Source organism: Vannielia litorea (assembly GCF_018424695.1).
Taxonomy (GTDB): domain Bacteria; phylum Pseudomonadota; class Alphaproteobacteria; order Rhodobacterales; family Rhodobacteraceae; genus Vannielia; species Vannielia litorea_A.
The window spans coordinates 1-24,164 of record NZ_QTNQ01000031.1; the positions used below are offsets into that span (position 1 = coordinate 1).

23 protein-coding genes are annotated in these 24,164 nt (G+C 63.9%); 10 read left to right on the plus strand and 13 right to left on the minus strand.

Features of this window, described 5'->3' with window-relative positions; translation table 11 throughout:
* Nucleotides 1-50 precede the first annotated feature (50 nt).
* The 3 genes from DYI42_RS12105 to DYI42_RS12115 all read right to left on the minus strand — a co-directional run bounded on the left by DYI42_RS12105 (nucleotide 51) and on the right by DYI42_RS12115 (nucleotide 3,509).
* On the minus strand, nucleotides 51-1,286 hold the full coding sequence (locus DYI42_RS12105; RefSeq protein WP_213546199.1) for a carbohydrate ABC transporter permease: 1,236 nt from the start codon (nucleotides 1,284-1,286) through the stop codon (nucleotides 51-53).
* A gap of 46 nt (nucleotides 1,287-1,332) precedes the next feature.
* On the minus strand, nucleotides 1,333-2,682 hold the full coding sequence (locus DYI42_RS12110) for an ABC transporter substrate-binding protein (RefSeq protein ID WP_213546200.1): 1,350 nt from the start codon (nucleotides 2,680-2,682) through the stop codon (nucleotides 1,333-1,335).
* A 224-nt stretch (nucleotides 2,683-2,906) separates the two neighbouring features.
* Nucleotides 2,907-3,509: a TetR/AcrR family transcriptional regulator gene (locus DYI42_RS12115; RefSeq protein ID WP_213546201.1), complete on the minus strand. Its 603-nt coding sequence runs from the start codon at nucleotides 3,507-3,509 to the stop codon at nucleotides 2,907-2,909.
* Between the two features lie 78 nt (nucleotides 3,510-3,587).
* Here DYI42_RS12115 and DYI42_RS12120 point away from each other — a divergent pair, with 78 nt between their 5' ends.
* Nucleotides 3,588-4,115: an anthrone oxygenase family protein gene (locus tag DYI42_RS12120; RefSeq protein ID WP_213546202.1), complete on the plus strand. Its 528-nt coding sequence runs from the start codon at nucleotides 3,588-3,590 to the stop codon at nucleotides 4,113-4,115.
* Here the strand turns inward: DYI42_RS12120 and DYI42_RS12125 are convergent.
* The 3 genes from DYI42_RS12125 to DYI42_RS12135 form a co-directional block, all read right to left on the minus strand.
* The gene (locus tag DYI42_RS12125) at nucleotides 4,090-4,458 is read right to left on the minus strand and encodes a hypothetical protein (protein WP_213546203.1); all 369 of its coding nucleotides are present in this window, start codon (nucleotides 4,456-4,458) and stop codon (nucleotides 4,090-4,092) included. The two genes, DYI42_RS12120 and DYI42_RS12125, sit on opposite strands and share 26 nt — an antisense overlap.
* Nucleotides 4,445-5,023, minus strand: a complete 579-nt coding sequence (locus DYI42_RS12130) for a polysaccharide deacetylase family protein (protein ID WP_213546204.1) — start codon at nucleotides 5,021-5,023, stop codon at nucleotides 4,445-4,447. The genes DYI42_RS12125 and DYI42_RS12130 overlap by 14 nt, the downstream gene beginning before the upstream one ends.
* Before the next feature lie 75 nt (nucleotides 5,024-5,098).
* Complete coding sequence (locus tag DYI42_RS12135) at nucleotides 5,099-6,352, minus strand: aminotransferase class V-fold PLP-dependent enzyme (protein ID WP_213546205.1); 1,254 nt, start codon at nucleotides 6,350-6,352, stop codon at nucleotides 5,099-5,101.
* 93 nt (nucleotides 6,353-6,445) lie between these two features.
* On the opposite strand from DYI42_RS12135, the gene DYI42_RS12140 reads away from it, so the two are divergent.
* From DYI42_RS12140 to DYI42_RS12155, 4 genes are read left to right on the plus strand one after another with little or no spacing between them, the layout of a single operon-like run.
* Nucleotides 6,446-7,069 (plus strand): CerR family C-terminal domain-containing protein, encoded by a 624-nt coding sequence (locus tag DYI42_RS12140; protein WP_213546206.1) that lies wholly within the window; start codon nucleotides 6,446-6,448, stop codon nucleotides 7,067-7,069.
* Nucleotides 7,066-8,019: an HlyD family secretion protein gene (locus tag DYI42_RS12145; RefSeq protein ID WP_213546207.1), complete on the plus strand. Its 954-nt coding sequence runs from the start codon at nucleotides 7,066-7,068 to the stop codon at nucleotides 8,017-8,019. Before DYI42_RS12140 ends, DYI42_RS12145 begins: the two co-directional genes overlap by 4 nt.
* Nucleotides 8,016-8,948 (plus strand): ABC transporter ATP-binding protein, encoded by a 933-nt coding sequence (locus DYI42_RS12150; RefSeq protein WP_213546208.1) that lies wholly within the window; start codon nucleotides 8,016-8,018, stop codon nucleotides 8,946-8,948. The genes DYI42_RS12145 and DYI42_RS12150 overlap by 4 nt, the downstream gene beginning before the upstream one ends.
* Nucleotides 8,948-10,084, plus strand: coding sequence for an ABC transporter permease (locus DYI42_RS12155; protein ID WP_213546234.1), 1,137 nt, complete (start codon nucleotides 8,948-8,950; stop codon nucleotides 10,082-10,084). The genes DYI42_RS12150 and DYI42_RS12155 overlap by 1 nt, the downstream gene beginning before the upstream one ends.
* 19 nt (nucleotides 10,085-10,103) lie before the next feature.
* Here DYI42_RS12155 and DYI42_RS12160 read toward each other — a convergent pair whose 3' ends face one another.
* Complete coding sequence (locus tag DYI42_RS12160; protein ID WP_213546209.1) at nucleotides 10,104-10,802, minus strand: DUF1045 domain-containing protein; 699 nt, start codon at nucleotides 10,800-10,802, stop codon at nucleotides 10,104-10,106.
* Nucleotides 10,803-10,971: 169 nt separating this feature from the next.
* Between DYI42_RS12160 and DYI42_RS12165 the strand changes: the two genes are divergently transcribed.
* From DYI42_RS12165 to speA, 5 genes are all read left to right on the plus strand, one after another.
* Entirely contained in the window at nucleotides 10,972-11,694 is a 723-nt protein-coding gene (locus tag DYI42_RS12165) for a response regulator (RefSeq protein ID WP_213546210.1), read from the plus strand.
* Between the two features lie 27 nt (nucleotides 11,695-11,721).
* Nucleotides 11,722-13,935, plus strand: a complete 2,214-nt coding sequence (locus DYI42_RS12170) for a sensor histidine kinase (RefSeq protein ID WP_213546211.1) — start codon at nucleotides 11,722-11,724, stop codon at nucleotides 13,933-13,935.
* Nucleotides 13,932-14,417 (plus strand): response regulator, encoded by a 486-nt coding sequence (locus tag DYI42_RS12175; protein ID WP_244867865.1) that lies wholly within the window; start codon nucleotides 13,932-13,934, stop codon nucleotides 14,415-14,417. Before DYI42_RS12170 ends, DYI42_RS12175 begins: the two co-directional genes overlap by 4 nt.
* Before the next feature lie 7 nt (nucleotides 14,418-14,424).
* On the plus strand, nucleotides 14,425-15,513 hold the full coding sequence (locus tag DYI42_RS12180) for a sensor histidine kinase (RefSeq protein ID WP_213546212.1): 1,089 nt from the start codon (nucleotides 14,425-14,427) through the stop codon (nucleotides 15,511-15,513).
* 67 nt (nucleotides 15,514-15,580) lie between these two features.
* A complete protein-coding gene (gene speA / locus DYI42_RS12185) occupies nucleotides 15,581-17,476 on the plus strand; it encodes a biosynthetic arginine decarboxylase (protein ID WP_213546213.1) in 1,896 nt (631 codons plus the stop codon).
* A 1-nt stretch (nucleotide 17,477) separates the two neighbouring features.
* Here the strand turns inward: speA and DYI42_RS12190 are convergent, their stop codons facing one another.
* The 6 genes from DYI42_RS12190 to DYI42_RS12215 form a co-directional block, all read right to left on the minus strand.
* Entirely contained in the window at nucleotides 17,478-18,329 is an 852-nt protein-coding gene (locus DYI42_RS12190; RefSeq protein WP_213546214.1) for an ABC transporter permease, read from the minus strand.
* A gap of 4 nt (nucleotides 18,330-18,333) precedes the next feature.
* Complete coding sequence (locus DYI42_RS12195; protein WP_213546215.1) at nucleotides 18,334-19,200, minus strand: ABC transporter permease; 867 nt, start codon at nucleotides 19,198-19,200, stop codon at nucleotides 18,334-18,336.
* Nucleotides 19,197-20,279, minus strand: a complete 1,083-nt coding sequence (locus tag DYI42_RS12200) for an ABC transporter ATP-binding protein (RefSeq protein WP_213546216.1) — start codon at nucleotides 20,277-20,279, stop codon at nucleotides 19,197-19,199. The genes DYI42_RS12195 and DYI42_RS12200 overlap by 4 nt, the downstream gene beginning before the upstream one ends.
* A gap of 244 nt (nucleotides 20,280-20,523) precedes the next feature.
* Nucleotides 20,524-21,591 carry an extracellular solute-binding protein gene (locus DYI42_RS12205; protein WP_213546217.1) on the minus strand — a complete coding sequence of 356 codons (1,068 nt, stop codon included), beginning with the start codon at nucleotides 21,589-21,591 and terminating at the stop codon, nucleotides 20,524-20,526.
* Nucleotides 21,592-21,724: 133 nt separating this feature from the next.
* Entirely contained in the window at nucleotides 21,725-22,978 is a 1,254-nt protein-coding gene (locus DYI42_RS12210) for an NAD(P)/FAD-dependent oxidoreductase (protein ID WP_213546218.1), read from the minus strand.
* 35 nt (nucleotides 22,979-23,013) lie between these two features.
* Nucleotides 23,014-24,135, minus strand: a complete 1,122-nt coding sequence (locus DYI42_RS12215) for a mandelate racemase/muconate lactonizing enzyme family protein (protein ID WP_213546219.1) — start codon at nucleotides 24,133-24,135, stop codon at nucleotides 23,014-23,016.
* Nucleotides 24,136-24,164: the final 29 nt, after the last annotated feature.

The window sequence follows — 24,164 nt, forward strand, 5'->3', positions numbered from 1 at the left end:
GTGTGGGGGGCTGGCCCCCCACGGCGCAACGCCAGCTAAGGGAAACACGCTCATAGCCCTTCCTCCCGGCTGATCCACTTAAAGAAGAAGACGCTGAACATGATCAGGCAGGCGAAGATCACCACCGCCACAGCCGCACCGGCCCCGATGTTGGAGATCGCAAAGGCCTGCTCATAGACGTTCACGGTGAGGGTACGGGTGCCCGCATTGCCCCCTGTCAGCAGGAAGATGTCGTCGAACTTGTTGAAGGTCCATATGAAGCGCAGCAGGAACAGCACCGAGAGAATGCCGAGGAGCTGGGGCATGCTGAGGTACCAGAACTTCTGGAAGGGAGAGGCGCCATCCATGTCGGCGGCCTCGTACATATCGGTATCAATGCTCTGCATCCGGGCGAGGATGAAGAGGAAGCTGAGGGGGAAATAGCGCCAAATCTCGAAGACGATCACCATGATCAGCGCCAGCGGGCGTTGGCCGAAGAAGTTGATTGCCTCATTCGTCACGCCCATCTGGAGCAGCAACGCATTGGCAGAGCCGCTGAACGGGTCAAACAGCGTGACCCAGGTGAAGGCCACCGCGATCACCGGGGCGACATAGGGGAAGAGATAGAGCCCCCGCAATATCCCCTGCCTCCGGAAGCTCTTGTTCAGCAGCAAGGCGGCAAAGAGGCCCATGACCAGCGCGCCGATGGTGCCGAAGACGGTGTAGAGCAGCGTTACCCAGAGAACCTGCCAGAACTCGCCACCGTCGAAGACACGGGCGAAGTTTTCGCCGGTGAACTCGAAGTTGGTGAGGATGTTGGGGGCCTTCACGGTAACGGTCGGCTCGCTGTCTTCCAGCGGGTCTTCCATAGCCTCCGGGTCGTCCGCCACGATCGGCACACGAATCTCGCTGCGGCCCCCGGCCTCAACCTCGCCCAGGTCGCATGTGAGCGTGCGGGCCTCGTAGCTGCAGCCTTCGGGCACCGTGCCCGGCTCTGCGCCTTCGGGGAACACGTCGGAAAACCGCGCGGAGGTGAGCGCCACGTCCTGGCTGGTGTTGCGCACCCGATAGCGGATGTAAGGCTCGGCCTCGTCGGCATCTCGCAACTGCTCGTTGACGCTCAGCGTGGGCGGGCGCAGGTCGGCCAAGCCGATGGGTTTGACGCTGATCCAGAAGATCGCCAGCAGCGGCAAAATCACCACCAGCGAAACGCTGATGATCGTGGGCGCCAGAAGGCCCCAGGCCAGCCGCGCCTCGCGCTTGGCAAGCGGGCCGGTGCCCTTGGGGGGGATGGGGGTATCGCTCATCTTGAAGCCGGGCGGCGAGGCTCCCCCGCCGCCCGATGGCCAAGGTTCACTGAACCTTCGCCAGTTCCTCGTTCATCATCTCAACGGTCGCCGCCGCATCGCGGGCGCCGTCGATGTACTCCCGCACGAGGCGGTTGATGACCTGGCTGTTGATCATCTTGGAGGCCAGCGAAAGCTGCCCTTCCTCAACGCCCCAGCGCTGCGCCACATTGAGTCCGTTGACGATCTCGTCGATCATCTCCGGCGCATAAAGATCCGAAAGGGCCGCCTTGCGGTCCACGCCAACCTCCAGCATCGACCATTCGGTCTTGAACTTCTCGGGCTCGTCCGCCGTGCCGCGCCGGGTCGGGAACTTGCCTTCGGGTGCGATGGAAAGCGTGTCCATGTAGCCCTGGTCCATCGAGTACATCACAAACTCCATCGCGGCATCCGTGTCGGCATCGGAGGTGATGCCGAAATAGCGGGTATCGCCCCAGGCCGCGCCATCGGGATTGGAGGGGCCGGAGAAAGTGGTGACGATCCCGGTCTTGGAGGCCAGCTCGGCGCTGGTCGGGTCATCCGTCAGCGTGGGCGGGGCGTCATCCCGCAAGCCTGCCAACTCGTCGAGGATGAAGGGAGACCAGATGATCATCGCGGCCTGCCCGGCGAAGTAAAGCTCGCGGCTCTGCTTCCAGAACAGCTCGCCCGGCGGCGAGGCCTCGGCGATGGCCTTGTAGAAGTCGAGCACTTCGGTTGTCGCGGCCACGTCGAGCGGGGCGAAGCCTTCTTCGTTCACCGGCGACACGCCATTGGCCAGGAAGACATGCTCCAGCACCTGAGACATGAAGTTTTCATCCACCTTGGTCGCGGCGACGAAGCCGTACATCTCTGGCGGGTTGTGCAGCGCCTCGATCGCAGCCAGCACGTTGGCGTAGGAGTTGGGCGGCTCAAGTCCGTTCTCTTCGAAAAGATCCTTTCGATAGACGACCATCTGCGTCCAGCCGTCCACCGGAACGGCGGCTGTGCCATCCTCAAAGGCGGCCATGGCGAGCGGGCCGGGGGCGAAGGTATCCTCACCCAGCTCTTCCAAAACTTCAGTCGCGGCCTCCGCATCGAGGATTCCGGCTTCGGCCCAGGGTAGGGTGTATTGGATGGTGTGATAGATCACATCGGGCAGGTCTCCGGCGGCATAGGCAGCCGTCGCACGTGTGCCGAGATCGGACTCGGTGACGGGAATCACCTCCACCGCCGTGCCCGTCTCCGCCTCGAAGGCCTTTGCCATTTCCTGCTGCTTCGCCAGCCGCTCAGGTTGCTCCTCCGTCGTCCAGAATCGGATCGATTGAGCGTCGGCCACGCTCACGCCAAGGGTGAGCGCCGTGGCCGCGAGAAGCCCGCGTTTTATATGTGCTTTGGTCATTGAGTTTCCTCCCGGTGTTGGTCACGAGGGGGCCTCTTGCGGACCCGCCGATTATCTCGCTGCTCGCTCCTCCGGAGTGGATTTCGGCGCGTTTTCCGCCGTTGCGCTGTGCCGCGCTTTATCCCCGTATTGAAGCCATAGTTGGCATTCAAACCGCTTCGGGCAAGTGATTTTTGTCGTATCAGACCTTAATCAAGCCTTTGCAGGCGCAGCATTTTCGGCGCTCACTCCCGTGCGTACAGGCGCCAGGTCAGCATCAACGCACGGTCAGACCGGGCCCTGGTTTCGGTGGCGGCCGGCGGCGGGGCGGCGTGGATCGCGCGCCGGATCTGAAGATCACCCAGCAACAGGGAAAGGTAGGTATCGCAGATCGTTTTCGCGTCGCCTCCTTTCAACGCCCGCGTGTCCAGCGCCCTCTGGCAAAGGGCTTCGATCATCGGCTTCACCCGATGTCGCCCCACCTCAGACAGTGAGGCACCCAGCGCGCCCGAAGGGTCACTTGCAGCAGCGCGGGCGAGCGCGACGGCGCGCGGGGCCGTGAGCAACTCGAGCAGGACCGGGCCGATCCTGTCGAGGGCTTCGAGCGGCGAGGCATCCTCTGCCAGAGCGTCTTGCAGCTGCGCCACGAGATCGGCACCGTTCTGCTCCGCCATGGCGCGGAACAGGCCGAGCTTGTCGCCGTACCAGTTATAGAGTGTCTCGTTGGAGGCCCGCGCCGCCTTGGCCACGGTGAGCATCGACATGCCCGTGGCGCCTTTTTCCCCCAGCACGCGGTAGGCCGCTTCCATGATCTGCGCTTGGCGCCGCGCCCGATTGTCTTCTCGCATGAAACACTCCCGTTGACACCAAACCGTATATCAGGTTACGGCTCTATCGCAAGCGTAACAATGTATACGGATATTGACATGACAGCCTTCTTCCGGATCTCCGCACTCTTGTCGCTTCTGTTGTGCGGCGGCCTCTTCGGCTTTTTCTATGCGTGGGTCTGCTCAACCATGTGGGGCCTCGACGCGGCTTCGCCGGACGTCGCAATTCGCGCGATGCAGGCGATGAACGCCTCTGTCCGTAACGCCGTGTTCGCCCCCAGCTTCTTTGGCACCGGCCCTGCGCTCCTGATCACGGGACTGCTGGCATGGAAGGCCGGGCAGGGCAAAGCGGTGGCCCTTCTGTTTACACTCTCGGGGCTGGTCGTGCTCTTTGGCGGTACGGTCCTGACCATGGCCGTCAACGTGCCGATGAACGAAGCGCTGGCGCAGGTCACAGCAGCGCAAATCGAGGCGGACGCCTCCACGATCTGGGCCGACTACTCGGCTCCGTGGCAGCGCTGGAACCAGGCGCGCACCGTCTTCACCGGCGTCGGCCTTCTGCTGGCGGCCGCCGGGCTGCTCGCCGCAGGCCGCGGCAGCGCTACTCGCCTATCGGCCCATAGCTGATGGTCTGGACGGAGTCGGTCAGCTTTGCGTCGGCATCGCGATAGTCGATGATGAGGCCAAGGGTAAGATCACGCTCGCCCACCTGCTGCCGGTCGTTGGAGGCATACATCGCCACGCCGTCGACCGGCGAGTAGGTGGGCGGGCCTATCAGCTCTTCCACCTCCGAGCGTTTCGTGCCCGGCCCGATCCGGGCCGAGACCGCCTCCAGGCTGGCGGCATCCCGGTTGTCACGGAAGCTTTCCGCGGCCGCCGCAAGCTCGGCGGCTGGCCCATCCCCCTCGCGGCACCCGGCGAGGGCCAGCGCCGCAAGAAGCACAAGGGCCGCGCATTTACCCAAACTCATAGCCCTCGCCCTTCAGCCGCGTGATCAGCTCCGGCAGATCGCGGGCCGTGGTCTCGAGCACGTGCATCAACACATCATTGAGGTCTTTCGTGGCCCGCTTCTTCACCTCGCCCATCACCCAATCCCATTTGTCGGCCATCGGAACCTTCCAATCTTCGGTATCGACCTGCCAGAGGGTGATGGTGAGATTTTCTTCCCGCGCCACCTGCAACAGCTCCGGATCTTTCGGGTTCGTCCACATGCCGTCGCCGTAGGGCGGGCGCAGGCGTGTGGGAAGCACGCCGACCGTATCCTTGATGATCTTTTGGTTCTTCTTGACCTCTTCCCGAAGTGTCTCGATGGGCAGCGGGCTCAGCTTGATGTGGTGGAAGGCGTGGTTTTCAACCTTGTGGTGCCCTGCATGAATGGCCTGGGCACCCGCCTTTCCGGCGGCATCCTCCATCTCGACACCATTCACGTAGAAATCTGCGACGACGTGATTGTCGTCCAGGATCTTCAGGATCTTCGTCAGCGCAGGAACGGGCTTCGGGCCATCGTCAAACGACAGGCGGATTTTCTTTGCCATGGGTAATCACTTTCGGAAATCGACGATTCAATGCCTGAGATGGTATCTGTTGCGCCGATTCCCGTAAAGCGTGCGTCAGGCCGCCCCTGCGATCTCAGCCATGGCGGCGAGGAAGGCGGCCACCTCCGCCTCTGTGTTGTAGTGGCACATCGACACCCGCAAACAGCCCGCCAGCCCCAGCGGGGTGAGCACGTTGCCCGAGTAATGATCTGCCTTGCGGGCGTGGGTGCGGATCCCGCGTTCGCGCAGGGCGCTCACCAGCTCCTCGGCGGTCAGCCCCTCCAACGTGAGAGAAACCAGCCCCTCTCGTGCCGGGTTGTCCACACCGCCAAGAATGGTCACGCCCTCAAGCTCTGCCAGCCCCTTCTGGTTGCCGGTGCCGTGCAGCATGGCGTTCGTCAGGTCCGTTTCATGCGCGTGGATCGCCGCAGCGGCGGCTTCGATCTTCGCCCGCGTGTCGCCCGCCTCGCCCAGCGCTTCACCCAGCCAGCAAAAATAATCCACCACATCCGAGAAGGTGGCATAGGCCCCGGTGTCGCGCGTGCCCAACTCCCACGCGCCGCCGCCCTTGAGCGTATCATGGGGCTGCGCCGCGAGCCGCTCGGAGATCCATGCGAGGCCGAAGCCGTGTCGCGAGAACATCTTGTAGGGCGATACGACGTATCCATCGACGCCCGCTGCGGCAACATCCACGTGGCCGTGTGCGGCGTGCTGTATGCCATCGACGAGGATCAGGCACTCCGGCGCGACGGCGCGGATTGCGCCCGCGATGGCGGCCACATCCATTCCCATTCCGGTCACCGGTGACGCGTGAACAATGGTGGCCACGCGCACATCCGGCGTCATGGCCAGGGCATAAGCCTCCGGCCCGATGGTGCCGGTGGCGTCGTCATGCGCCACCACCACGTGCTCCAGCCCGGCGGCCTCCGCGCCGAGCGCTGCGGCGGAGCGGCTTGCCGGGTGCTCCAACGTGGAACTGACGACCTTTCCGGGCGCCTGTCCCGCACAGGCCGCGCGTGCAAGACGGAACAGCAATTCGGTGCCGCTTTCGCCCACCACCACCTGCCCGCCGGCGGGCGCGTTGAAAAAGGTTTGCGCGTCGGCGCGGGCCTTCGCGATGACATCGACGAGATAGGCCGACGCCGGGTTGTCGCGCCCCTGGTTGTCGGGGATGGCGGCGAACCTTGCCGAGGTTTCCACCACCGAATTCAGCGTCAACGCACCACCCGCGTTCTCGAAGAATATCCGCTCGCCGGAAAAGGGATCACTCTCGACATGGGCAAAGCGCCCCCGGACTTGGGTGATCAGATCAGGTGAATTGCCCAGCATATGCGCCTCCGTTCCATGCGCCCGCTCTATGCCTTGAGGCAACCGGCTACAAGCGCAGCTTGATTTCAATCAATCGTTTGATTAATTGGGAGTATGGATAGCCACCCGACTCACAAGGCCCTCATCTCGGCGGCGCTGAAGCTATTTGGAGAGGCAGGCTATGCCGCCACCTCCACCCGCGCGATCGCTGCAGAGGCGGGCACCAACGTGGCCTCCATCGCCTACCACTTCGGCGGCAAGGCCGGTTTGCATGACGCCTGCGTGGAGGAGGTCGCGCGAAGGATGAGCCGCGTTTCGGAACTGCCAATCGCTGCGACCGCCTCACAGCAGACGGCGCGGGACGCGCTTGAGGCCCTGTTGCGCCGCGCGGTGACCTACATGTTCACAGACGACGAAGCCGGGGAAAACGTGCCTTTCGTCCTGCGCGTTCTCACCGAAGCGGCTGGGGCATCGGATACGCTCTATTCCCGCCTGTTCGAACCCCGCCACCGGATGCTTTGCCACCTGTGGGGCGTCGCAACAGGCCAGCCTGCGGAGAGCGAGCGCACGCGGCTTGCCGTCTTCGCCTTCGTTGGCGGAATCGTCTATTTCCGCATCAACCGCGCCTTCGTGTTGCGCCGCATGGGCTGGAACGTCGCGGGCCCTGCCGAAGCCGAAGCGATCGCCGACACGCTGGCCGAACACCTCCATGCCGCGCTTGAAAGGAGCAGCTCATGAGCTTCGTCTGCGCCATCCCCGTCGTCTCCGCCCTTTTCACCGCCTGCGCTCCGGCGCTGCCCTTCGCCACCGGCTACGTCGAGGGGGAATACACCCTTGTCGCTCCCATCGCCTCGGCCCAGATCCGCGCGGTCGAGGTCACGCGCGGGGATCGCGTGGCCGAAGGAGACCTGCTGGTAGAGATGGAAAGCCGCGATGCCGAAATCGCACTGGCCCAGGCCGAGGCGGCGCTGGCACAGGCGGAAAACCAGCTGGCCAATCTCACCGAGGGCAAGCGCCCGGAAGAAATGAAAGTGCTGGAGGCCACCCTTGCCTCCGCCCGTGCACGAGAGGCAGAGGCCGAGCGTGAGGCAGGCCGCATGGCGCAACTGGCCGAGCGCGGCGCGGCCACCTCGGCCCAGCGCGATGATGCGGCGACCACCGCAGAGGTGGCCCGTGCTGCCGTGGCCGAGGCCGAGGCGCAGCTCTCCGTGGCCCGCCTGCCCGCCCGCGCTCAGGAGATCGCCGCGGCACAGGCGCAGGTAGAGGGCGCGAAGGCTGCCCGGGATCAGGCTGAATGGGCCCTGGCGCAGCGTCGCCTGACCGCGCCCGTCGCAGGCCAGATCACCGACATCATCCGCATTGCCGGAGAGAACGCAGGCCCATCGGCGCCGGTTCTCTCACTCCTCGGCGACGGCGCGGTGAAGCTGCGCCTCTACGTGCCCGAAACCGCCGTGTCGCAGATCGCGCCCGGGTCACGGCTCACGGTCAACTGCGATGGGTGCGAGGCCGGGCTGGCGGCAACCGTCAACTACGTGGCCGATGGGCCGGAGTTCACCCCGCCCGTCATCTACTCGCTCGAGAACCGCCAGAAGCTGGTCTATCTCGTCGAGGCCCGTCCCGATGAGGGCACGCGGTTGAAGCCCGGCCAGATCGTGGACGTGGACCTGCCTGCGCAGGTGAGAGAATGAGCGCCGAGCCCGCCATTTCGGTGAAAGGCCTCACCAAGCGTTTTGGCGACAAGACGGTGGTGAACGACGTATCGCTCACCGTCCAGCGCGGCGAAATCGCGGGCTTCCTCGGCCCCAACGGCTCGGGCAAGACAACCACGATCCGCCTGATGTGCGGGCTGCTCACGCCCGACGCCGGCGAGGGCATCGTGCTGGGCCACGACATTCGCAAGGAGGCACGGCGGATCAAGCTGAAGGTGGGCTACATGACCCAGCGGTTCAGCTTCTACGAAGACCTGACGATCGAGGAGAACCTGCGCTTCGTTGCCGGACTCTACCGGCTGAAGCGCGCCCGGAAGGTTGTGGAGGAAACGTTGCAAGACCTTGGCCTGCATTCGCGCCGCAAGCAGCTGGCCGGGTCCCTTTCGGGCGGCTGGAAACAGCGCCTCGCCCTGGCCGCCTGCATCATGCACAAGCCCGATCTTCTGCTGCTCGACGAACCCACCGCCGGGGTGGACCCGAAGGCGCGTCGCGAGTTCTGGGACGAGATCCATGCGCTGGCGGCGAAGGGGCTGACGGTGCTGGTAAGCACCCACTACATGGACGAGGCCGAGCGCTGCCACCGGATCAATTACATCGCCTACGGCACGCTGGTGGCCCGAGGCACGGTGGAAGAGGTGGTGGCAGAGGCGGGGCTGACGACGCTTCTTCTAACCGGCACATCGGCACAGACCTCGAAGGCGGGTGCGCGCCTGAAGGGGGCGCAAGGTGTCGAGCAGGTCGCCCATTTCGGCGCCGATCTGCACGTGGTGGGCCGGGATGGCGCAGCGCTGCGAGCCTCGGCCGAGAGGGTCGCAGCGGACACCGGCTGCACCCTCACCGCTTCCGAGACTTCGCTGGAAGACGTGTTCATCCGTTTGATGTCCGAAAGCGCGGACAACATGCAATGATATCGCGGCTCTTCTCTCTCGCCCGACTGGGCACGCTGATCGCCAAGGAAAGCATCCAGATGCGGCGTGACAAGCTAACCTTCGGGATGATGCTGGGCGTGCCGCTGATGCAGCTTGTGCTCTTCGGCTTCGCCATCAACACCGACCCGAAAGAGCTGCCCGCCGCCCTCGTCGCCCCCACGCAGGACCGCTACACGCGGGCCATGGTGACCGCGCTGGAGCTGACCGACTACTACCGTTTCATCGCGCCCGACGCCTCAGCGGCCGAGGCCGAGCGGATGATCGCGCGCGGCGACGTCGCCTTCGTGGTGACGGTGCCTTCAGACTTTGGCCGCCGCGTCGCACGGGGCGATCACCCGACCATCCTGATCGAGGCTGACGCGTCAGACCCTTCAGTGGCGTCCGGGGCCATCTCGACGCTCAGCGAGGTCGCCGCTGACGCGCTGCTACGCGAGACGGGGCAAGAGGCCGAGGCGGCTCAACGCGCCGCCACTCAGCTCCGGGTCGCCGTCCACCGCCGCTACAACCCCGAGGGCATCACCCAATACAATATCGTGCCCGGCCTGCTGGGCGTCATCCTGCAACTCACCATGGTGATGATGACCTCCATGGCGCTCACCCGCGAAACCGAGCGCGGCACGATGGAAAACCTGCTGTCGATGCCGGCCACGCCGCTGGAGATCATGCTGGGCAAAATCGTGCCCTATCTTATCGTTGGCGCGGTACAGGTGGCCGTGGTGCTCCTGGCGGCGCGGGCGATGTTCTCCATCCCCTTCGTCGGCAGCCTGTCACTGCTGCTCTTCGGGGTCTTCGTCTTCGTGCTGGCGCTGGTGATATTGGGCTACCTGATTTCCACCGTTTCGCGCACCCAGATGCAGGCAATGCAGCTGACGTTCTTCTTCTTTCTGCCCTCGCTGCTGCTGTCCGGCTTCATGTTCCCGTTTCGGGGCATGCCGCTTTGGGCGCAGTACCTGGGTGAGGTCTTCCCCCTCACGCACTTCCTCCGGTTGGTGCGCGGGGTGATGCTGAAGGGCGCGGATCTTGCAGATGTCGCGGCGCCTCTGGCCGCACTCGGCATCTTCGCCGCCTTGCTCACGCTGGTGACTCTGGCCCGATTCCGCCGCACGTTGGATTGAACGGTCTGCCGCTCGTGCATCAGCCCTCTGGGCCGCCGCCCAAGGGCACCCGGCGCACGAGTTGAAACCGGCCATCCCTGGCCCGCTCACCAAAAAGGCAAAGCGAACCAACGATGAAAGGCGCAGGCAGAAGGCCCACAAGCCTTTCCTTCAACACCTCCTCCGTCGCCTCGGCCTGCGAAGCGGTGAGCTTGCCCGTAAGGGTGACATGAAAGCGAAACTCCTCCATAACGTAGGGGTAGCCCCAGCGCAGCAGCAGGGCATCCTGGCGCGGCGAAAGCCCCGTGCCGCGCCTGCGCGCCAGCTCATCCCGACCAGGCGGGGCCCGAAAGCCATCGATCTCCTCCACCACGCGCCCGGCCAGCGCGGTGAGCGAAGTGCCTTCACCCACTGGCACCAGCGCCAGAAACCCACCGATGCGCGACAATTTCAGCCCCTGAATCTCGGGCGGCTTGGCATCTGCGCAGAGCCCGGCCAGTGCCGCCGCCAGCTCCTCCGGGCGGCGGCCTTCCTTCAGCCGGAACGGCGGCTTGATGGTGCCATGAAAGCCGTATTTTTGGGGCGCCTCGGTGATCGCGCCCATGTCCAACCCGGGGGCGGGAGGCTGCATCACCGTCCTTGCGGCGAGCGCATCCCAGCCCAGCCAGGCCGCCCCGAAATCGGCCAGCGGCCCCTCGGGTGGGGCGTAATAGATTGCATATCGGCTGAACTCGCTCACGGGCCCGACCCTCCGGCTTTCCGGCAACACGCAGATGACACTGGCGGGCAAACTGTGGCGAGATTTAGAGAAAGTCGAGACTGGAAGGCCCAAAGTGGCAACCGAATATTAACGCCGCGCTCCCTACAGTCAGGATCAATCGCTTGCCACCTGATGCAGGAGCGCGCCCATGTCGACGCAGCCAATCCCCTTTCCCGCGCCCGCCGCGGATACCGCTATTCCCTCTCGTCTCAGGGCGCTCGTGCTCGATGATGACGATATCGATCACCTCCGGCTCCAGCGCGTTTGCGAGCGTGCCGGGCTCGACCTTGAGGTAACCGAGGCCTACTCGATCGCGGAAATGCGCGAAAAGCTCGACACCCCGTTCGATGTCGCCTTCATCGATTACAACCTCGGGATGGAAACCGGCCTCGATGCGCTCAAGGTGCTTTTGGGCCACGAGGAACAGGCGCAGGTAATTCCGATCATGCTCACCTCCGTCACCCGCCGCGCGATTGCCGTGGAGGCCATGCGCCGGGGCTGTGCCGACTACCTCGTGAAGGAGGAACTCTCTGTCGACAACCTGCGCAAGTCCATGGTCTCGGCCTTCGAGCGGCGCATGTTCTATGCTTCGATCTCGGATGCCCGCAACTTCCAGCAACAGATGAAACGCACAATCTCGCATTTTCTCACCTCCTGCGGGCCGGAGATGCGAGAGATTCTCTCGGGCACCCTGTCCCACATCCGCAAGCTGCGTGCGGGCGAGGTGGAGCCCGGCAGCGACGAGCACATCACCACGCTGGAGCGCGGATGCAAGGATCTCGTCGTTTTCCTCGATGACCTGATGACCCTCGTCGAGCAGAGCAAGCTGGAAGCCACCCGCAACATCAAGCTCGTCAACACGGCGGGATAGTTGGGCGTCATTTCGGCCGGAGGGCCAATGAGGAACGCACGGCAGACAAAAACTCAGCCTTCCGCCGAGCGGCTCACCCAACGGCTCACGCTCCTTGCTGTCGGCATGGTCATCGCGGTGAGCGCGCTCTACGGCGCCTACCACGTGCTGACGACGCGGGCCGATGCCCTGCGCGCCGAGGAGCGAGAACTGGCGCAGCGGGCCCAGTTCTATGCCGAACAGATCTCGGGCGTGTTCGAAGCGATGGAAACAGACGGCACCATTCTGGCCAACTATCCGCCGATACGAGGGATCGAACGGTCGCTCGCCGCTCCCGACGGGATTGACCCGGAAGATGCCTCAACGCTCACCCAGTGGGAAAACAGGCTCGCCACCCTTTTCTCAAACAAGCTCGAAGCGAGGCCGCACTACGTTCAGCTGAGGCTGATCCTTGCAGCCGACGGTTGGCGCGAAGCGGTGCGCGTTGACGGGCGAAACGGCAAGGTCACCCGCGTTCCCGACAGTGAACTGCAACGAAAGGGGGGCGAGCCTTACCTCGCGCGCCTGAAAACGGATGCCGGATCCGCACCATATTTCTCTCGCGTCACCTACAACCGGGAGCGAGGAAAACGAGACGGTGGCCCGGTGACGATCCGCCTCATCCATCCCCTTCATGACGCCGAAGGACGGCTGCTCGGCGCAATCGTGATCAATGCAGATTACGAAGAGCTACTTAAATCCGTCCGCCCCGAGGTGTTACCGGACCAGAAGATTGCCGTCGTGAACAGCGAGGGAGATTACCTGCTCTACGAACTGGGGCAGCGCAACCCCCGGCTGTTCCACCACACCGACCCCGATTATGTTCCGCTGCCGCACGCCGAGGCGCTCGGCAGCGAACTGGGGCGAAACGGATTTGCCCAGATCGATGACAAAACCGCCTACCTCCACGTGGTGCCGTTCGCCAGCCATCAGCCTCTCTCGGTGCAATTCGGGGTGCTGACGTTTGGCACATCCACCCCGATCACCGGCGCCATTGCTGGCCTCGTGATCCGCCACACCCTGATGACGGTTCTGCTCTCGCTCTTCGCCGGCGCTGTCACCCAGTTTCTGGCCGCGGAGCTTTCACAACGCTTCGAAGACCTCAGCGCCGAGGTCGCCAAGAGCCACGAACGCCTGGAATGGACAGTGCGTAACGTGGCCGACGGGCTCATCACGATATCCGGCGACGGCCATATCGAAGATATCAACCCGGAGGCGGAGAAGATGTTTGGCTATAGCGCCCAAGAGCTGAAGGGGCAGCCGCTCACCGTGCTCATGTTCGAGGACATTGCCGCCCGGCACCAGTCTCATGTCGCCGCTTCCCGAGTCGGTTCGACGGGTGTGCGCATGGCCGGGAACCGCGAGATCCACGGGCGCCACAAATCCGGACGCAGCCTGCCGATTGAAATTTCCGTCAGCCGCGCCGAACTGGACGGCGAGATCAAGTTCATCGGCCTCGTGCGCGACATCTCGGTGCGCCGTGCCGCCGAAGACCGCGTGAACGCGCTGGTCGAAGCCTTGCGCCGTTCCAACGAGGAACTCGACCAGTTTGCCTATGTCGCCAGCCATGACCTGAAGGCCCCGCTCCGCGTGATCCAGAATGCCGCAGGCTGGCTCGCGGATGATCTGGAACCCCACCTCACCGAGGACACCCGAGAAAGCCTCGAGCTGCTTCAGAGCCGGGCGCTGCGCATGGAAGGCCTGCTGAACGACCTGCTAGAACATTCTCGCATCGGCCGTACCGCACAGTCGAAAGAGACGGTGCCCGGCCATGTCTTCATCGAAGAGTTGCGCGGTCTGCTTCTGATCCCCGAAGGCATGCGGCTGGAGGTCGAGGGGCCATGGGATGGCGTGACCCTACCCCGGATGCCGCTCCAGCTGGTGGTGACCAATCTCGTCAGCAACGCCTTCAAACATCATGACCGTTCTGAAGGCACTGTGCGCCTAACCATGGTGCCCCGTCCCTCCGCCTGGGAAATAACGGTGGAAGACGACGGCCCCGGCATTGCGCCCGAGTTCCACGAGAACGTGTTCCAGATCTTCCAGACGTTGCGCCCCCGCGACGAGGTAGAAGGCAGCGGAATGGGTCTGGCGATGGTGCGCAAGCACGTCGAGGTTGTCGGTGGCGAAATCGAACTGCAGTCGGACGGAACCCGCGGCACCTTGTTCCGGCTGATCTGGCCGCACCCCATTGACACACACGACAGGGAGATCGCTGCATGAACGCCGTCCACCGACGCATACCCGAGACACGGCAGCAGATGCTCAATCTCGTTCTCATCGAGGACGATGATGGCGACGCAAAAGCAGTTGTTCGCGCACTCAAGAAGTCCCACATCGCCAACCCGATCCACCGTCTGCGCGACGGGGTGGAGGCGCTGGCGTTTCTGCGTGGCGAGGGGCCAACACCACCTCCCGAACAGTACGTGCTGCTGCTCGACATCAACATGCCCCGTATGAACGGGCACGAATTTCTCGCCAAACTGCGTTCAGACCCCCGCCTGAACCGTGCCGTCGTTTTCATGCTGTCCACATCGGAGGACGAGACAGACGTGTTTCGTGCCTACGATCAGAATGTGGCGGGCTACATCATCAAGGGGCGCGCCGGGGCCGACTTTCTCGAACTGATCAACACGGTCGAGCATTTCTGGCGCATCGTCGTGCTACCAGACATGTCCTGCTCAGCGCCGCTGACCAAGGTTTGAAGGTGTCATGATGGTGCAAACGTTTCTGGTAATTGACGATGATGCCGGTGACCGCAAGCTGCTGCGACGCCTGATCAGCCAGCGACAGGAGCCCTCCGAAACGCAGGAAGCACCAACCGGCGCCGAGGCCATGAACCGCAACCTGGCCGAACCCGACATGATCTTTCTGGACTACATGTTGCCCGATACCAGCGGTGTAGAGCTGATCACGGAGCTGGCCCAGCGCTGGCCGCGTGCCGCCATCTGCATGATGACGGGCCAGGGCGACGAGGAAATTGCCAAGGAATCGATCCGGCGCGGCGCGATCGACTACCTTCCCAAGCGCAATCTCTCTCCCGCTGCACTCGACCGCGTGATCAAGACCGGCTGCAAGTTGGCGCGGATGCGCTGGCAATTGGATGAGAAGCGCGAAGATCTCTCGATGTTCTCGGAAGTCCTTGTGCACGATCTCAAGGCCCCGATCCGCTCCATGCGCTTTCTGGTCGAGAAGCTGCAGGAAGACATCGCCGGGGGCGCCGCGCAAGAAATCAACCGAGATGTGGAGCTCATTGGCAAGTCCGCCGACCGGCTGCATGACCTCGTCAACAGCCTCGCCGGTCATATCCATTACGATTCCGAGACCGATGAGGAAGTCGTGCATGCCGCCGTTCTTGTCGAGGAGGCCTGCCAAGTGCTGCTCGCCGAAATCGAGCGCACCGAGGCACGGATCACCTGCGATGCAGACGGCATGGTGCGCTGTCGTACTCCGCAAATCGTCCAGCTGCTGCAAAACCTTGTTGGCAACGCGATCAAATACGCCGGACAGTCCCCGCCGCGGATCAATGTGCGCTGCCGCGAGGGGCCCGAAGGCCTGCACTTCGAAGTGGCCGACCAAGGTGTCGGGGTGCCGCCCGAGCACCGGGAAACCATCTTCCTGCCCTTCAAGCGCCTGCCCGTGTCCGCCTCCATCCCAGGCACCGGCCTCGGCCTCGCCACATGCCGCAAGATCGTGGATCGACACGGCGGGCGCATATGGTGCGATCCGGAGGTGTCCGAGGGCACCATCATCCACTTCACCCTGCCACATCGGCCCCAATCGCTCGATCGCGCCGGCTGACCCGTTGCAGCCCCGCGCCCATGCTCTACCATCCGGCACAAAGCACTCGCAGCCGGAGGAGCCCCTTGTGACCAACCCCGAAGAGACCCCCGCCCCCCACGCCATTTACGGTGTCAACCGCTGGGGCCGCGGCCTTGTCGAGGTGCTGGACAGCGGCGAAATTGGCCTGGTGAATCCATTTTCGCCCGATGCAAAGCCTGTCAGCCTGCCCGGCGTGGTCAGCACCCTGTCGGAGCGCGGCATTCAGACGCCTGTGCTCCTCCGCGTGACTCAGTTCCTGCAATATGGCCTGCACCGCGTGACCGGCAGCTTCGCCGAGGCCATCCGGAAGGCCGGCTACGGCGGCAGCTACCGCGGCGTGTTTCCCATAAAGGTGAACCAGCAGGAGCAAGTGGTGCGGCGGCTGGTCGAATATGGCGCACCCATGGGCTACGGGCTGGAGGCAGGCTCAAAGCCCGAGTTGGTCATCGCTTTGGGCCAGCCACTGGCCCCCGAGGCGCTCATTGTCTGCAACGGCACCAAGGACGAAGAGTTTGTGCGCCTCGCCACGCTTTCGCGGAAAGCCGGGTTCAATACCTATATCGTGCTGGAATCCCTCAACGAAGTCGACATCGCCATTCGCGTTGCGAAGGAGCTGGGGGTTGATCCGCTTCTCGGGGTGCGAATCAAGCTCACCAACCAGATCGGCGGCGCCTGGGCGGCCTCCTCGGGGGATCGGTCGGCCTTCGGCCTCAATTCCGAACAGCTGGTAACGGCAGTTGAAAAGCTGAAGGCGGCTGGCCTCCTGCATTGCCTCACGCTCCAGCACAGCCACCTCGGAAGCCAGATCCCCGATGTGAACGACGTGCGCCGCGCCGCCTCGGAGGCCTGCCGCTACTTCACCGAACTGCTGGCCGAAGGCGTGCCCCTCACCCACCTTGATCTCGGCGGGGGCCTTGGCATCGACTACACCGGCGAGGCGCGCGCCACCGAATCCTCGGTGAATTACTCGGTGCCGGAATACTGCTCCAACATTGTGGAAACGGTGAAATACGCGATGGACGAGGCTGGCGCGGCACACCCCACGCTGGTCACAGAAAGCGGGCGCGGCGTGGTGGCCCTGTCTGCCGCGCTTGTCTTCGACGTGCTGGAAACAACCCGCTACGACGTGGAGAGCGCGCCGGAGCCCGAGCCGGGCGACCATCACCTTGTCTCGGACCTCGCCGCCATCACCGCCTATCTCGAGCCGAAACGCCTGCAAGAGTGCATCAACGACGCCAGCTATTATCGCAACGAGCTGCGCGCGATGTTCCGTCGCGGCGCGATTGGCCTGCGAGAGGTAGCCCGGGGCGAACGCATCTATTTGTGGCTCATGTCCCGCATCCATGACATCGCCGAATCCCCCGGCGGCTCGGCCGAGATCCTCGACCAACTCGACAGCACTGCCGACATCCTCCACTGCAATTTCTCGCTCTTTCAGTCCCTCCCCGATGTCTGGGCGATCGACCAGCTGCACCCGCTGGTGCCGCTGCAACGGTTGAACGAGGTGCCAGACCGCCGCGCAATTCTGGCCGATATCACCTGTGACAGCGACGGCAAGATCGACAGGTTCATCCTCGCGGATGGCACGGCCTCAACCCTTCCGGTTCACGCCGTGGAGGAGGGGGAACGCTATCACTTCGCCACCTTTTTCGTCGGCGCTTACCAGGAAACGCTCGGTGATCTGCACAATCTCTTCGGCGATACCAACGTGGCCACCATCACGCTGCGCGATGATGGCGGCTTTGATCTGGTGGAAGAGCTGGAAGGAGATACCATCAGCGAGGTGCTGAGCTACGTCGAATACAACACGCGCAACATTACGGACGGTTTCCGCAAGCGGGTGGATGCGGCCATATCCGATGGCGGGATCGATGCACGGGAAGGCCGCGAATTGATCGAGGCCTTCCGCAATTCGATGAACGGCTACACCTACTTCGAGTAACTCATGCCTGCTTCTTTGGCCGCTGCGCGAAGACCGAGAGCAGGGCCAGCAAGCCGGAGCCCAGCATCAGCACTACGGAGGTGGCGTTTAGCACCGGGGTGGAGCCTGCCTTCACCATCCGGTCGTACATGGTGATCGTAAGCGGGGAGTCTGAGCCGACGAGAAAGAGCGTGGTGTTGAAGTTCTCGAAGCTGACGAGGAAGGCCACGACAAAGGCCGAGAACATCGCCGGGAAGAGGAAGGGCAACGTGACCGTCAGCAGGGTGCGCGGGCGCGAGGCGCCGAGGTTCAGCGCCGCTTCCTCCAGCGAGATATCGAACTTCTCCAGCCGCGCGATGATGACCAGCGAGGTGATGGTGACGAGGAATGAGAATTGCCCCATCACCACCAGCGGGATGCCGGGACGGAGCGAGGTGAGGAACACCCCGAACCATTGGTCGGCAAGGCCCGCGATGGTGGAGGCCAGCACGAGGATCGAGATGCCGAGGATCACCCCCGGAATCACCAGCGGCACCACCATCAGCACGTAAAGTGCGCTCTTGAAGCGGAAGTCCTTGCGCACGAATAGGAAGGCATTGCAGGTGCCCACCGCCACCGATAGCGCGGCGACGATGACGCCGATGTAGAGCGAGTTGCCAAGCCCCTGCAGCAGCCGGTCGTCGTGGAAGAGGCCAAGCTTGGGCTCGTTGGGCGAGAAGAACCAATCCCATGTGAAGCCGTTCCAGGGCAGCGAGGGGAACATGCTGTCATTGAAGGCGAAGACACCCGCCGCGACGAGCGGCGCGACGAGGTAGAGGAAGAAGACCACCACATAGGCGCGGTAGAGCGTCATCAGGCTGCGGGACCCCTGCATCCGCCTACTCCTTCGCCACGGTGGTCGCCAGGCTCTGCCCGGTCAGCCGCAGCCCGGCCCAGACCACGAATGAGGTGAAGACGAGAAGCGAGACGCCAAAGGCCGAGCCGCTCTCCCAGTTATACCGGGTGATGAACTGGTTGTAGATCTGTTCGGTAAACCAGCTCGAGTTCTTGCCACCCAGCAGGATCGGCGTGAGGTAGCTGCCCGCCGTCAGCATGAAGGTGATGATGCAGCCCGCCACGATGCCCGGCATGGCATAGGGCACGATGATCCGGCGGAAGACGGTGACGCGGGAGCCGCCGAGGTTGTACCCAGCCTCCAGCAGCGCGTCATCCATGCCCTGAAGGGTCGAAACCAGCGGCACGATCATGAAGAGGATGACCGTGTAGACGAGTCCGATGATGACCGTCATATCGTTGTAGAGCATCTCGATGGGCTGGCTGATGATGCCCCATTTCACCAGTGTCATCGAAATCACCCCGGTCTCGCGCAGCAGCACGATCCAGCCGTAGGCGCGCACAAGGTCGGAAACCCAGAGCGGGATGAGGCACATCAGGAATAGTGCGGCGCGGGAGCGTTCGCGGGCGATCTTGGCGATATACCAAGCGATGGGAAAGCCGATGATCAGCGCCAGCGCGGTGACGAGAATGCTCATCCATGCGGTGCGCAGCAGCGTGTTGCGATAGACCGGCTCGGTGATGAAATCGACGTAGTTCTTGAACCCGTATTCATACTGGTTGATCCCCACCTTCTCTCGGATCGACACATAGCCGATGCCAAGCTGGGGCAGGATGATCAGCAGGGCGATCCACAGCGCGAATGGCGTGAAGAGCAGGATCAGCGAAAGACGGCCCGCGTCGCGGCTCATACAATGGCCCCTCCGTCTGGCCGCCGGGCAAAGATGCGCGCGCGGTCGGCGCTCCAGCACACGTTCACCGTGCTGCCCTCGCTGACCCCGCTGCGCTGTTCGGGGTCGGCCACCTCGATGAGGTGGCGCCCGGTGCGCACGAGGATGCGGCTGGAGGCCCCGTTGAAGAGCAGGCTGTCGACGGTGCCACCAAGGCGGCACCCCGGTTCACCGTCCCCCAGCCGCAGCGCTTCGGGCCGCAGGAACACCTCTACAGTGTCACCCGTGGTGCTACTATCAGAGACGGAGCCAACCACTTCCTGCCCGCCTTCCAGCACCACCCGGCCCTGGCTGCCGCGCACCTCGCCCAGCTTGCCCTCGAGCACCGTCGCGTCGCCGACAAAGCCGGCGACAAAGCCGCTCGCGGGCGCATCGTAAAGGTCTTTCGGTGCACCGATCTGCTCGAAGCGCCCGGCGTTCATCACCGCCACGTTGTCAGACATCACCAGCGCCTCCGACTGGTCATGCGTGATGTAGAGGAACGTGGTCTCAAACTGGTGCTGAAGCTGCTTCAGCTCGATCTTCATGTGCTCTCGCAGCTTGAGGTCGAGCGCGCCCAGCGGTTCGTCGAGCAGCAGCACGTCAGGCTCCAGCACCATGCAGCGCGCGATGGCGATCCGCTGCTTCTGGCCGCCAGAAAGCTGGTCGATCTTCTTGTCTTCGTTACCCGGCAGGCCCACACGCTCCAGCACGCGGGCCACCTTGGGGCCGATCTCGTGCTTGGGTTCCTTGCGGCAGCGCAGGCCGTAGGCGATGTTTTCGCCCACCGTCATCATCGGAAAGAGCGCGAGATGCTGGAATACCATCTTCACGTTGCGCTTGTTCGGCGGCAACGCCAGCACGCTTTCGCCCTTGATCCGGATATCCCCCGCTGAGGGGTTCTCGAACCCGGCAATCATCCGCATCAGCGTGGTCTTGCCGCAGCCCGATGGCCCAAGGATCGAGAAGAACGAGCCCGAAGGAATGTCGAGCGACACGTCGGAAACGGCGGTGAAAGTGCCGAACCTCTTGGTGAGATCAGTGCAGCTCAGGTCATGCATGGGCGGGTCTTCCTGTGGTCCGGAGCCGGGCTGCGCCGACCCGCGGGGTGGCGCTGCAACGGCAATTCGGGTGCGCTTTATGGTTATCGTGTCATCTTCCCGAGGAGGAAAGCGCCAACGTCACCCAAGCGCCGCCCCGGGGGGCGGGTCGGCGCTGCGCGGCGGCTTCGCCTTGAGTCCGCGCGATGCAACGCTCAACCCGGTCGATAAAGGGCCAGAGCGCACGCACCCCGGCCCTCTGTCCTCAGTTGGCGGCCTTGATGCGCTCCAGCGCCAGGCCTTCCATGTCTTCGATCCCCGGCGGGATGTTGGCGAAGAACTTGAGGTTGTCGATGTCGGATTGGTCGAACGCCGCAGACACAGCCGCCTTCTTGTCTTCCGGCAGCAGGTCGATGCCATCGGGCACAGCCGCGATGGCGCCTGTGGAGGCCGACATCATCTGGGTGATCTCGGGCCGCAGCACGAAGTTGATCCACTTGTAAGCCGCGTCATCGGCCTCACCGCCACGCGGGATGGTGAAGGTGTCGATCCACGCCAGCGCCCCGGTTTCCGGCGGTACGAAAACGATGTCGGGGTTCTCGCCGTAGAGCTTGAAGGCGGTGGAGTCCCACGTCTCCGACAGCACAACCTCGCCCGAAAGCATCAGCGCACTCAGGTCATCGCCACCGCTCCAGTAAGTCTTGATGACGCTCTTGCAGGCGATCAGCTTCTCGGTGACCTGGTCGAGCATGTCTTGGTATCCTTCCGGGTCGCTATAAAGCGCGAAAGGATCCATCCCCATGCCGAAAGCGGTGCCCAGAAGGATCGTGCGGCGCAGGCGCATCGAAGTGCGGCCGGCGTATTTCTCGTCACACAGGTCGGCCCAGCCGGTGGCATCGGGCGCTTCCTTCATGTTGGCCATGATGCCCGACGTGCCCCACTGGTGCGGCACCGAGTAAACCTCGCCCTCGATCGTGGTGTTTGCCTTCACGCCGTCCAGCAGGTTCGGCGTCATCTTGTCGGTGTCGATCTTGGAGAGGTCGAGCGGCTTGTAGATGTTGTATTCCACCTGCGCGGCATAAACCCGGTCATGGCTCGGCTGGGCAAGGTCAAACCCAGTGCCACCGGTGGCGCGCAACTTGGCCACCATCTCTTCGTTGTTCGAGAGCGTCACCTCGACGTCGATATCCGGGTATTCTTCTTCAAAGGCGGCAATCACGTCTTCCGGGGCATAGCCACCCCAGGTGAGCAGGCGCAGCGTTTCGGCGCTGGCGGTGCCCCCGGCCAGAACCATGGCGGTTCCGGCAAGCAGGGCGCGGATGGTGGGTTTCATGTCTGATCCTCCGGTTGGGGTCGTTTGTTGAATGCTTTGGCCCGTCTCGCGCAGGCCTGACGTCGAGTGAAGCCCAGAATGGTTTGGTCCGAAAGGTCCATTTCGCGCATCCTGGCAAACCGATACACAGCCGTTACAAACCGAGGCGATCCAGCAGGCGATAGCTTGCAACCGCAGCGGGCAGAAACCATGGGTCGCCCGTGTAGAGCGGGCGCGTCGGGAAGTCTGGTGCCGTCATCGCGGTATCTCCTCCCGGATCGCCCAGCACCCTGAGCCCCGCCTTCATGCCGAGGTAAGAGGCCATACCAACGCCCGATCCGCAATAGCCCATGGCATGGCGAATGCGGCCCCGGTCTGCTGTATGGGCCAGCTTGTCGAAGGTGAAGGCGACGAAGCCCATCCAGCTATGGGTGATCTTCGCGCTCTCCAGCTCGGGAAACAGCCGCACCATCTCGGCCCGCAGCCGCTGGGCCGCCACCACTGCCCCGGCCTCACCTGCCGCCGCGCGCCCGCCAAAGAGCACGCGCTTCCTGTCAGGCGAGGCGCGGTAGTAGTAGATCACGCGGCGGCTGTCGCAATGCATCCGGTTGTGCGGGAAGAGGCGGTTTATCACCTGCTCCGGCAGCTCTTCGGTGGCAATGATGTAGCTGCCGATCGGGATCACCCGCTGCCGATGCCAGGGCGTCGCCTTGGAAGTGTAGCCGTTGGTGGCAAGCACCACATCCGCAGCCGTGATGCTGCCATGCGCGGTGCGCAGCGTCACCTCGCCCGGCCGCTCGTCCATCGCCTCCACGCCGCATTGGGGCAGTACCATCACCCCCGCCTCCAGCGCCTTTGCCAGCAGCCCGGCATGGTAGCGGGCCGGGTCCAGCCCGCCGTAATTCATGTGGATCAGGCCGCCATGATACAGATCGGTGCCGATTTCATCGCGCTGGCGCTCCTTCGGCACAGCAATGATGTTCTCGCCATCGGCTTCATGGCTCATCTCCACATAAGCCCGCGCCGTGGCGGCCCCGTCTAACCGCCCGCAGAGCCGAAAGTCGCAGTCGATCCCCTCCTTGCGGATAAAGTCGCCAGTGAAGGCAAGCGAGGCGGGGCCTTCGGCGCGAATCGCGGCGGCCACCTCGCGCCCGTGCTTTGCAGTCAGCGCGCGCAGGGACGGTTTGATAGAGTGACTGAGTTGGCCGCCGTTGCGCGTCGAGCAGCCCTCTCCCACCTGACCCTTCTCCAGCACCACCACGTGGCGCCCGCCCCGCGCCATCTGTAGCGCGGCATGCATCCCGGTGTAGCCCGAACCGATCACCACGGCATCAGCACGGGTCGGGAGCGGCCCCCTTTCGAGCTTCGCGGGCGGGGTGCTGTCCCACCAATAGGGCGTTGTCTTCATCCCACGATCCTGCCCGTCGCCCGGGGTTCGCGCAATCACCGTGCTGCCGCCTCGCTCACCCTGTAGCCTGCCGCCTCCAGCCACTCCGGCGCGATCTCAACGCCCCAGCCGGGCGCATCGGTGACTTCCACCTTGCCGCCCTCAACGCGGTAGGGGTCATTTCGGTAGAGGCCGTATTGCCATGGGTAATAGTCGGCCCCTTCAATCGAGAACTCGAGATAGGGGCCGGCATTGGGGATTGCCCGCAGGAGGTGCATGGTAAAAAGCGTGACCAGCCCGAGGTTGGCCGCATGGGGGGTAACAGGCAGGCCCGCCGCAGCCGCCATCTTTGCCACCTGCAAAGTGCGGCCAATTCCGCCGAGATAGAGAACGTCCGGCTGGGCCACATTGACCGCCTTCAGCTCGAACATCCGCCGCCATGTTGGCAGCCAACAGTCTTGCTCGCCGCCTGTCACGTCGATCTCCAGCGCGGCGGTGACTTCGGCTGTTTGTTCCAGCTCCCAATAGGGGCAGGGTTCCTCGTAGTGAGAGACACCGTGGTCTTGCAGCATCCGCCCGTAATGGATGGCCTCCCCGGGCGCGTAGCAGGAGTTGGCATCGGCCAGAAGCGCCACATCCTCGCCCCGCATCGCGGCGGCAATCTCGGGGATGATCGCCTCGGTGCGTCCCTCCCATTCGTCTCTGTTTCGGCCACATTCGGCCCCGATGCGGAACTTGAAGGCATCGAATCCGTGCTCGCCGCGCAACCGCCGAAAGCGCTCGGCCTCCTGTTCCGGCGTGATGTCGCGCTTCATCGAGGAGGCGTAGGCGCGCAGCTTGCCTGGGCTGCCGCCAAGCAGCACCGCCACCGGCTTGCCCGCCGCCTTGCCGCGCAAGTCCCACAGCGCGGTTTCCACCCCACCGATGGCGCGGCACATGTAAGAGCCCGGAAACTTGTGCTCCTTCTCCCAGGCGCGCTGAAACAGGTCATCCTGGCCTGTGTCAGGGTCGAATTCGACGCCCAGCACATGCGGTGCCACCTGCCGGTGCAGCACGGCGGCGCTGATATCGCTCTGATAGGTGGAAACCTGCCCCCAGCCCTCGCGGCCCGCCTCGTCGCTGACACGCACGAAGCCCACATCGGGGGTGGCGAAGGTTTCAATTTTTGTCAGGCGCATGGTGCGGACTCCCGGTTACGGGCCGATTG